The sequence below is a fragment of the Nostoc sp. UIC 10630 genome (genome assembly GCF_010747425.1).
In the GTDB taxonomy this organism is placed as follows: Bacteria; Cyanobacteriota; Cyanobacteriia; order Cyanobacteriales; family Nostocaceae; genus Nostoc.
In genome coordinates, this window is record NZ_JAAGOG010000452.1 from 1 (window position 1) to 1,078 (window position 1,078).

1 protein-coding gene and 1 pseudogene are annotated in these 1,078 nt (G+C 39.0%); both read right to left on the reverse strand.

What is annotated here, in order from left to right; genetic code table 11:
- Positions 1-29: 29 nt before the first annotated feature.
- Positions 30-314 (reverse strand): hypothetical protein, encoded by a 285-nt coding sequence (locus G1O98_RS38320; protein ID WP_163939687.1) that lies wholly within the window; start codon positions 312-314, stop codon positions 30-32.
- Positions 315-553: 239 nt separating this feature from the next.
- A pseudogene (locus tag G1O98_RS38325) lies at positions 554-1,078 on the reverse strand (hypothetical protein); the annotation flags it as partial.

A 1,078-nucleotide genomic window follows, 5' to 3' on the forward strand; every position in this document is an offset into this window, starting at 1 on the left:
GTGGAATCGATTTTTCTCTACAGTCAGATTTAATCAGCCTGACTGTAGAGTTTTTCACGCATAATCTGATTCAATTTTTCCTTTGATTCATCAGGCAGAGCATTAAAATCAAACTCTTTCGAGTCCCAAACTTCATCAAGACTTGTTGACTCATCGATAATATTTGCAATCAAACAAGATTCATCGTCGTAATTCCAACTATTTGCTAGAAGCCACGGCAGAACTCCCTCAGATTGCAATAATTTCTCAATGTCGAATGAGTCAGAAAACTGCTGTAAGTTTTCGATACTGGGGTGAACGATTGTAATAGTCATGGGGTATTTTAAATGATTGAAATACGTACAGCTCAATCAAAAGATGGGGAAAGGGGAAAGGGATTCATGAATTAAATTATCCTTAGAAAAGCAAGGTTTTTACCTTTTCCCCTGTCCCTTCTTTATTAGCTGTAGATAAGACTTGAGAACTGATCAAATATGCTTCCCTCATGGAAGGCAAGTAGGGAAGCATAAAGGTGAACGTAATTGCTGTAATCACCGCAATAAGTATTTAGTTATTAAGAAGGCACATCCTCCCAGTAACCAACTTCATCGTCATAATTTGCTTGCATAGACTGCAATTTGTTGACGAAGTTAGCAAATTCTTCGTTAGTTAGTGACTGCCTTCCTTTTTTACCATAGTTCTCTATGAGAAACTGTTTGCCCTTTTCCTCGCCCCAACCTAAAGCTTCAATCAATCGTTGTGACTCCATCATCAATTGATTGCGATCTAGTGCATGAGATGTATGCTTTGGTAAGTTATTGTTAGGCAATCCTTTTTTCCACCAATCGCAGATGGAATTATGCACAAGGGCAATTTCTTGAGCTATTGGTTTCTTGCCAATACAATAATTTTCCCAGTTGAGCGCAGTTGGCTTTTCGTATCCGTTACATACACAGGCATTGGAAGTTTGCCCCCCTTTCTCACGTTTCTCTGTTTTCAATGTGGGACAAAATACCCACATCGAATGCCAAAGTAAATTCTTCGGTTGGTGATGTTTGCCTTGAAAACTTGCATAAGCTTGTTCGCAGGTTTCACGGAA

Bases quoted from the DNA above. Each gene is read 5' to 3' on its own strand.
- G1O98_RS38320 (WP_163939687.1), bottom strand. From the start codon at position 314: ATGACTATTACAATCGTTCACCCCAGTATCGAAAACTTACAGCAGTTT.